This window comes from Flavobacterium sp. LM4, assembly GCF_002017935.1.
GTDB classification, from domain to species: Bacteria; Bacteroidota; Bacteroidia; order Flavobacteriales; family Flavobacteriaceae; genus Flavobacterium; species Flavobacterium chungangense.
On sequence record NZ_MUFW01000013.1, the window covers coordinates 1 to 7,136 of the forward strand.

A 7,136-nucleotide genomic window follows, 5' to 3' on the forward strand; every position below is an offset into this window, starting at 1 on the left:
CGCTATCGGTGGTGCTTATTTGAGGTTCGCCACTTGCTTGTAGTTTTTCTTCCAGTAATTCATAGCGGATTTTGTTTGTTTTAAACGTTCAATTTTCTGCTTGATGTTTTGATTTTTTCAGGGTTATGCTTTGCATCATTTTCTTCCAAAGCATCAAGGTATTGCTGGGTTTTGATTTCGATATACTCTAAATGTTTATCTATTTTCTTTTGATTGAAATTAGCTTTACGGCTATTGTGCGCTCGGCTTTTAGTTCCATCAATAGCAATGGTTTCCCCTGCTATTAAATCGGCATCTTTCAAGAAAACGACAAAGAGTTTGAACAAGTTTTTTAATGCTGCAGGATTGTTCTTTCTAAAATCAGATATGCTGTGGTAGTTCGGTCGAATGTCTTCTAACAACCACTGCATTTCAATGTTTCTAAAACATTCTTTTTCCAGTTTGCGGCTACTTCTTAATCCATTGAGATAGCCGTATAAATAGATTTTCAAAAACACTTTGATATTATAGCTCGGTCGACCTTCTGATTTAATAGAAGTAACTGCAAAACCAAGTTTTTCCAAATCTAAAAAGGTTACAAAAGCATCTATAAAACGTACTTGATTATCGGCAGATATTGCATCTTCTAAACTTGAAAAACGCATTTGTTGGCGGGAAATTCCTTGTATATGTTGCATTACGAAAATACGAAAAATCCTGTTTTTAAACAATACTTTTCTATATTTGTTTACAACAAAACGGAAGTTTTTTCACAGACTGACGTTAGTGGCAATTTAAACGAACCCGATATAAAATCTTATGAAATTTGAAAAAATCTTATTAATAATTTGTGTAATACTTTCTTTATTTTCATGTAAAGAAGATAAAATTGTTACGGTTTATAGTGAAGAGGATTTGTTTAAAAATAAAGGAAAAAAACACGAATAATCGATACATTATGTTTAAATGAAGAACGTAAAGCTAAAGAAGATATAAAAAACGGGGAAATTTATACAAATATTTCAGAAATCAATTTTACAAAATCATATACAACAGATATTGAATATAAAAAGATTGAAACTTTACTTCTAAAAAAAGGAATCCGAATAGATTCAACATTTCTTCCCAATTGTTTTGGCAGACCTAAAGGTTTCAAAAAATATTGTTATCAAGATATTATGCGAAAAGAAATTTTGAAAAAATACGGTTCAAAATTAATTGATTCATTAAAGTCAATAGTAGAAAAAGAATATGTTTTAAATCATATTGACAAAATTTATGACATGCATGATTGTGATAGAAATTCAATTTATCCTGATAAAAAAAAGTTCAAAGATTTTTTTGACGAAACAAAAAATGATTTTATAAGATCATTTCATATCCAAAAGGATACAAATTTAAAAATGAAAAATACTTTTCTTACACTGATGTAGATTTTGTTTTAACAAAAAATGGAAAAATTTCAAATTTAAAAGTAGAATCAAAATTCCAAAATACAGAAAATCAAAAATATAAATCTTACTTTGAGAATTTTGTAAAGAAATTTATTATCGAAAAAAAATGGACTCCAGCTAAAAGTTCTGGAATTGTAGTTAACGGTAATTTTAGAACAGTATTCTTTCATAAATAAACTGCCACTAACAGGCGTTTGGCAAGATTGCGAATTTCGCAGTAAATACACGTTTATTTCTCGCAAGAAATTTTATCTTTGATAGAAAATAATCGGTTCCGAAGTTCGCAACCTCTCCAAGCGCCGGGACGTTACCAGCAAGCTTGCCGCAGAAACTAAAAAAGATGACTAAAGCAGAATTTGAAAATATCGGAGTAAAAAGCAAGACTAACAAAGTCATTAATTTAATTTTTTGCATTGTAACCATAATACTTTCTACATTTTTTCAAATTAAATTTTTCAGTCTTTTTAGCTTAAATCTTTCCGAAATTAATTTTCTGATTGTAATCTTTCTTTATGTAGTTTTTTTGTCTCTGTTTGCATTAGGTTGTTACGGAATATTTATTTTATTGAATCCGATAAAAACAAGTTACTGGAAAAATGAAATGACTGAAGATGATAATAAAAATGTAATTAAAGAATTATTTACAAAGCTAAATGGTAAAAACTATGTGAATAGAGATAATTTTATTCAATTTGATTACAAGAAAAGTTACTGGAGTTATACACATCAAATTTATTTCTTCATTGAAAATAATTTAATCTCAGTAAATACTATAATTATTGACAGTAATCCAAAAGGTGGATTTTTGGATTTTGGTGCGAAATTAAGATTACATAAAAAACTAAACAGATTTTTTAATAATAAAGCCAGCTGGTAACAGGCGTTTGGCAAGATTGCGAATTTTGTAGTAAATTCACGTTTACATTTCGCAAGAAATTTTATCTTTGATAGAAAATAATTTGTTCCGAAGTTCGCAACCTCGCATTCTATGGCAAAATCCAAGTAAAAAACGCTAAAATTATGCTGCAAATTTTTGAATGTTTACATAAGGTGTTCCGCGGTTAATAGTTGCAAAAATTCGCCCCAATAGTTTGCATCTTATATTATTTAAAAACCAACATTTTCGATTTCCCTTCGCCTACTTTCCGTGCCATAATATTGTTTGAGTTCCGCGTCGTGTTTTTTGCTATTTAAAGCACACATATTCAGTAACGATTTTAGTTTTTTATCTGCTAGATGATTGACCTTTGTCCTTCCTTTTATAGAAACTTCCAGAACTGTATTGAAATGGAGCCACTCCAGCATAACAAGCCACTTTGTCGCCAGTTTTCGAAGGATTGAAACGATTTGGTAACTAAGATAATATACAAGGCAGTTTGTGGCCCAACCCCTGGAATACTTTGAATGAGCTCGTTCTGCAATTTGAGCTGCTCATTGGATTGAATGATTTCTTTCATTTTCCTTTCTACTTTTTCGATTGCTTTTTGAAGTTGTTTAATAACTACTTTATTAATTTTTAAAACATCACCCATAGCTTCTTTGGGAATATAACCGATTCCTTCACTGGTACTTCCAATGATACGCAAGCTTTTAAGTAGTTTTTTCACGTTCTGTAAAAAGTAATTTAAGTTCCATTAATGATAACTCTGGAAGCTGTGTTAATCGCAACTTGTGCAAATGTGTTAAGGTATAAAATGCAATATCTTTAGAGTCATTTTTATCAGTTTTCCCTCTGGAGATTCCTTTGCTGCGTTTGATTTCAATGGCGGGAATCATCCAATAATCGATCTTGTACCGTGTCAAATAACATCCCAAAGGAAGTGAATAAACACCCCGTATCTTCAAAGCTGATCAACACCTCTTCTAAAGCAATTTTTTCGATTGTTTAGCTGCTTTACAATCTCTTTAATTCCTTTGTTGTCGTTACTTACCACAAAGTGAACTATTTTCTTTCCTAATGGCTTCTCAAGAAAAGTGACGTCTAATTTTGACTTAGAAACATCAATCCCTACAAAAAATAAATACTTTTCATACATTTGATTTTAAGTGAAATAAAAAGTTGAATTTGCTTTAAAAGCCTTTATTAGACCCGTTGTCTATCATTCTATTTGAAGCCATTCAACAAAACTCAAGGAGGAGCAGAAGACTAATGCGAGGTATGGATCATGAGTCTGGCCAAGCGCGTAGTTCACTTCTGCTTTCCTTTGAGAAATTTACAAAATTTATGCTTTACAAAGTAAAGGCCAAGCGCCGGAACGTTAGCAGGCATTTTACCGCAGAAAACTAAAAACCACTAAAAATCAAATGAAAAAAAGGACTTCTATTTCTAGCTTTATTGTTTAGTCTAAAATCTATTTCCCAACAGAAAAATGACATCAAACTTTCCGAAATAAAATTGTGCGAACTAACTTTAGACAACTTAAAGCAAAATGATGTTGAATTAAAAACAAATCAATTTGGAAGAAATGGATTTGTGTTCAGATGGTTTTGTACAAGATGGAAGGTTTGAAAATAGAATTGGATATACTTCAAAATTATATCCAGGTGTTATCTTTCAGAAATATCGTAAAGATTTAAATTCAATTGGGAAAATTCATTTAACAAAAGATTTCAAGGGATATTTACCTGACGGAAAATATGTAGACTTAAAGAACATTAAAGCGGGGGAACTTATCGCAAAATATGATAGTTTAGACATTTGGACTTCTCGTGGTTGTTCTGATTATTTAGGAATAAATAGAAACAAAGAAATTTATTTTTATGTAAAATTAAATAAGCAAAAAGAACCTCGTTATCCAATAGATGATAAATATTATTCCGAACAACAAATAGAAGGAATTGATATTGTTTCTGATTGTTATTCAACTCAACAAAACACTCAAAAAAACAAACCTTTATATATCGTCGAAGGTAAAGAAGTGACCGAAGAAATTATCGCCGAAATAAAACCTGATGACGTAGAATCGATAAATGTCTTAAAAGATATAAGCGCAACCAAAAAATACGGCGAAAAAGGAAAAAATGGAGTTATAGAAATTTACTTGAAAAAGAAGTAAAAAAACGCCTGCTAACACACGCTACAAGCAATTTGGGTATTAGGCTTAATTTGAAATTGGTTTTGTATTTGGATGATTTGGCAAATCCGAAAAATGGGCTTAATTTAGTCCCAAACTACTTGTAGCGCGGGAACGTCAGGCTGTGAAAAAACCTCCTTTTCCAGTTAAAACCTCTAGATTTTACTTTACTGTAATTCAAATAAAGCCTTATATTGAATCACTTTTTTAGGCTGCTAATTTCTCGGGATAAAAATTAGTTGTTGTATGAAGCTTTAAATAACTCGTTTTTAGTAAAAACAAGACTTTTGCCTTGTAGGGTGAGTTCCATTTTTGAAGTTTTGCAATAAGTTCGGGAACGCCCAGTATATTGATACTGCGTTTAATGTTATAGACCAACATAATTAAGCTGTGTTCTCCGTTTACTTTTTCCAATCCTGTTAAATTAGTGTGATTATAGCCCCATTGCCGTTTGATAGTCCCAAAGATATGCTCGTTGATTTCCTGACCGCTTGCGGTAGAGCTGTGGATTTGCGTGATAACGTTTGTTGTTTTCTTCTACGGCATCAGCATATTGACTGCGGTCTATATCTCGTCCAGCCACTCTGCTGGTACATAACTGCTTTACGCGGACACTCCCTGCACTTGGATGTTCGGTATCTCTTGAATTCATAACTATCGCTATCAGTTTTCTTGTGCCAGTGACCTGTGGTTTTAAGCGTTCTCCCTCAGGGCAAGTATAGGTGTCGGTGGTTTGGTCGTATTGGAACTTCGAGATCAAATAACCCTCAGCTATCCTTTCTTTATTTTTCCCCTGTTCGGGCTGTGCTACAATTGTAGTGATGTTCGCTTTTTTGCAGATTTCTATTTGTTTGCCATTATGATAGCCTTTGTCCACTAATGCAGTATAAGTTTCAATTCCTAAATTTTCTTTGGCTTCTATGCAAATGGCAGATAAAGCGCTAACGATCGTTCTTGTTGATCGTATGAGTGGCTACCACAAGATTGTGTTTGGCATCGACTGCAGCCTGCATATTAAATGAGATTTCAACCACTTGCCCTTGCACTAATAGGGCTCTGGCATCACTATCGGTGGTGCTTATTTGAGGTTCGCCACTTGCTTCTAGTTTTTCTTCCAGTAATTCATAGCGGATTTTGTTTTGTTTTAAACGTTCAATTTTCTGCTTGATGTTTTTGATTTTTTCAGGGTTATGCTTTGCATCATTTTCTTCCAAAGCATCAAGGTATTGCTGGGTTTTGATTTCGATATACTCTAAATGTTTATCTATTTTCTTTTGATTGAAATTAGCTTTACGGCTATTGTGCGCTCGGCTTTTAGTTCCATCAATAGCAATGGTTTCCCCTGCTATTAAATCGGCATCTTTCAAGAAAACGACAAAGAGTTTGAACAAGTTTTTTAATGCTGCAGGATTGTTCTTTCTAAAATCAGATATGCTGTGGTAGTTCGGTCGAATGTCTTCTAACAACCACTGCATTTCAATGTTTCTAAAACATTCTTTTTCCAGTTTGCGGCTACTTCTTAATCCATTGAGATAGCCGTATAAATAGATTTTCAAAAACACTTTGATATTATAGCTCGGTCGACCTTCTGATTTAATAGAAGTAACTGCAAAACCAAGTTTTTCCAAATCTAAAAAGGTTACAAAAGCATCTATAAAACGAACCTGATTATCGGCAGATATTGCATCTTCTAAACTTGAAAAACGCATTTGTTGGCGGGAAATTCCTTGTATATGTTGCATTACGAAAAATACGAAAAATCCTGTTTTTAAACAATACTTCCCTATATTGTTTACAACAAAACGGAAGTTTTTTCACAGACTGACGTTATGGGCAATTTTGAAACAGAAACCTCGAATGAAAAACAAACTATTAATAATTTTATTTTCACTATCAACATTAACAGCTTTCGGACAGAAAAAAATGGATAATAAATATATTACTTGGGACGACTTCGTTGATGGATTTGGTAAAGAAATGGTTTCTGCCGAAGATGTTTTTAATAATATGGCTAAGAATGGACTTAAAAACAACACAATGACAAAAATGGATTTTACTTTTGTTTCAGACAAAAAAAGAAAATCTAATAAAGTTGGGTGAATTTCTTAAAGCTCATTATCCATATTCAGTTAAAGAGGTAAAAAGATTTGATAAACTTTGGGAAATAAATGGAGAAACAAATGAGTTTCCAATGACAGCGGACAATTTACTATATTGGGCATTAGATATGTACAAGCGAGGTTATGAATTTGACGCTACAATTGACGCTTATGGTGGACTTGCTGATTCAAAAACAGCAAAATTTCCAATTTTTGACCCTACAAAAACTGATTATTATTTGACAAAGGTTTAGAATGTTATAACAAAGGGGATTTAAGCGGTTCAATATTTAATTGGACTTGGCAATAGAAGTAGATTCAAAAGAACCAAATGCTTATTATTCAAGAGCAATTGTCAAAAACGAACTTTACACTTGGAAATCTGCACTTAAAGATTATGACAAAGCAATTGAAATTGCACCAAAATTTGTTAGTGCATTAATAAACCGAGGCGGTCTTAAGGACCAAAACGGAGATTATCAAGGAGCAATTACTGAGTATGAAACAGTTTTGAAACTTGAAAAATTGGA

Annotated in this window: 13 protein-coding genes; 6 read left to right on the top strand and 7 right to left on the bottom strand. The window is 32.3% G+C overall.

Annotation, left to right across the window (positions count from 1 at the left end; genetic code table 11):
- Window positions 1–80: 80 nt before the first annotated feature.
- Window positions 81–677 carry a transposase gene (locus BXU10_RS24630; protein WP_123922100.1) on the bottom strand — a complete coding sequence of 199 codons (597 nt, stop codon included), beginning with the start codon at window positions 675–677 and terminating at the stop codon, window positions 81–83.
- Window positions 678–1,157: 480 nt separating this feature from the next.
- On the opposite strand from BXU10_RS24630, the gene BXU10_RS24635 reads away from it, so the two are divergent.
- Together BXU10_RS24635 and BXU10_RS24640 are read left to right on the top strand one after the other, a co-directional pair.
- Entirely contained in the window at window positions 1,158–1,412 is a 255-nt protein-coding gene (locus BXU10_RS24635; protein ID WP_078230078.1) for a hypothetical protein, read from the top strand.
- A gap of 361 nt (window positions 1,413–1,773) precedes the next feature.
- Window positions 1,774–2,310 (top strand): hypothetical protein, encoded by a 537-nt coding sequence (locus BXU10_RS24640; protein WP_078230049.1) that lies wholly within the window; start codon window positions 1,774–1,776, stop codon window positions 2,308–2,310.
- A gap of 348 nt (window positions 2,311–2,658) precedes the next feature.
- Here BXU10_RS24640 and BXU10_RS25840 read toward each other — a convergent pair whose 3' ends face one another.
- The 3 genes from BXU10_RS25840 to BXU10_RS24655 form a co-directional block, all read right to left on the bottom strand.
- The gene (locus BXU10_RS25840; protein ID WP_078230079.1) at window positions 2,659–2,748 is read right to left on the bottom strand and encodes a hypothetical protein; all 90 of its coding nucleotides are present in this window, start codon (window positions 2,746–2,748) and stop codon (window positions 2,659–2,661) included.
- A 275-nt stretch (window positions 2,749–3,023) separates the two neighbouring features.
- Complete coding sequence (locus BXU10_RS24650; RefSeq protein ID WP_078230080.1) at window positions 3,024–3,278, bottom strand: transposase; 255 nt, start codon at window positions 3,276–3,278, stop codon at window positions 3,024–3,026.
- Window positions 3,275–3,469 carry a hypothetical protein gene (locus BXU10_RS24655; protein WP_078230081.1) on the bottom strand — a complete coding sequence of 65 codons (195 nt, stop codon included), beginning with the start codon at window positions 3,467–3,469 and terminating at the stop codon, window positions 3,275–3,277. The genes BXU10_RS24650 and BXU10_RS24655 overlap by 4 nt, the downstream gene beginning before the upstream one ends.
- Before the next feature lie 420 nt (window positions 3,470–3,889).
- On the opposite strand from BXU10_RS24655, the gene BXU10_RS24660 reads away from it, so the two are divergent.
- The gene (locus BXU10_RS24660; RefSeq protein WP_123922102.1) at window positions 3,890–4,489 is read left to right on the top strand and encodes a hypothetical protein; all 600 of its coding nucleotides are present in this window, start codon (window positions 3,890–3,892) and stop codon (window positions 4,487–4,489) included.
- A gap of 225 nt (window positions 4,490–4,714) precedes the next feature.
- On the opposite strand, the gene BXU10_RS25550 is transcribed toward BXU10_RS24660, so the two are convergent.
- From BXU10_RS25550 to BXU10_RS25560, 3 genes are all read right to left on the bottom strand, one after another.
- Window positions 4,715–5,026: a transposase gene (locus BXU10_RS25550; RefSeq protein ID WP_369803428.1), complete on the bottom strand. Its 312-nt coding sequence runs from the start codon at window positions 5,024–5,026 to the stop codon at window positions 4,715–4,717.
- Window positions 4,941–5,384, bottom strand: coding sequence for a hypothetical protein (locus tag BXU10_RS25555; RefSeq protein WP_223255580.1), 444 nt, complete (start codon window positions 5,382–5,384; stop codon window positions 4,941–4,943). The genes BXU10_RS25550 and BXU10_RS25555 overlap by 86 nt, the downstream gene beginning before the upstream one ends.
- Before the next feature lie 64 nt (window positions 5,385–5,448).
- Window positions 5,449–6,249 (bottom strand): transposase, encoded by an 801-nt coding sequence (locus BXU10_RS25560; RefSeq protein WP_223255581.1) that lies wholly within the window; start codon window positions 6,247–6,249, stop codon window positions 5,449–5,451.
- Window positions 6,250–6,364: 115 nt separating this feature from the next.
- Between BXU10_RS25560 and BXU10_RS25565 the strand changes: the two genes are divergently transcribed.
- From BXU10_RS25565 to BXU10_RS25575, 3 genes are all read left to right on the top strand, one after another.
- Window positions 6,365–6,607: a hypothetical protein gene (locus BXU10_RS25565; protein ID WP_223255530.1), complete on the top strand. Its 243-nt coding sequence runs from the start codon at window positions 6,365–6,367 to the stop codon at window positions 6,605–6,607.
- The gene (locus tag BXU10_RS25570; protein WP_223255582.1) at window positions 6,600–6,860 is read left to right on the top strand and encodes a hypothetical protein; all 261 of its coding nucleotides are present in this window, start codon (window positions 6,600–6,602) and stop codon (window positions 6,858–6,860) included. The genes BXU10_RS25565 and BXU10_RS25570 overlap by 8 nt, the downstream gene beginning before the upstream one ends.
- Before the next feature lie 46 nt (window positions 6,861–6,906).
- Window positions 6,907–7,136: tetratricopeptide repeat protein (locus BXU10_RS25575; protein WP_369803427.1), on the top strand; the 230-nt coding region annotated here is incomplete at its 3' end.

Excerpts from the sequence above, each read along its gene's own strand:
- BXU10_RS24630 (WP_123922100.1), bottom strand. The coding sequence starts at position 677 with ATGCAACATATACAAGGAATTTCCCGCCAACAAATGCGTTTTTCAAGT.
- BXU10_RS24635 (WP_078230078.1), top strand. The coding sequence starts at position 1,158 with ATGCGAAAAGAAATTTTGAAAAAATACGGTTCAAAATTAATTGATTCA.
- BXU10_RS24640 (WP_078230049.1), top strand. The coding sequence starts at position 1,774 with ATGACTAAAGCAGAATTTGAAAATATCGGAGTAAAAAGCAAGACTAAC.
- BXU10_RS24655 (WP_078230081.1), bottom strand. The coding sequence starts at position 3,469 with ATGTATGAAAAGTATTTATTTTTTGTAGGGATTGATGTTTCTAAGTCA.
- BXU10_RS25560 (WP_223255581.1), bottom strand. The coding sequence starts at position 6,249 with ATGCAACATATACAAGGAATTTCCCGCCAACAAATGCGTTTTTCAAGT.
- BXU10_RS25565 (WP_223255530.1), top strand. The coding sequence starts at position 6,365 with ATGAAAAACAAACTATTAATAATTTTATTTTCACTATCAACATTAACA.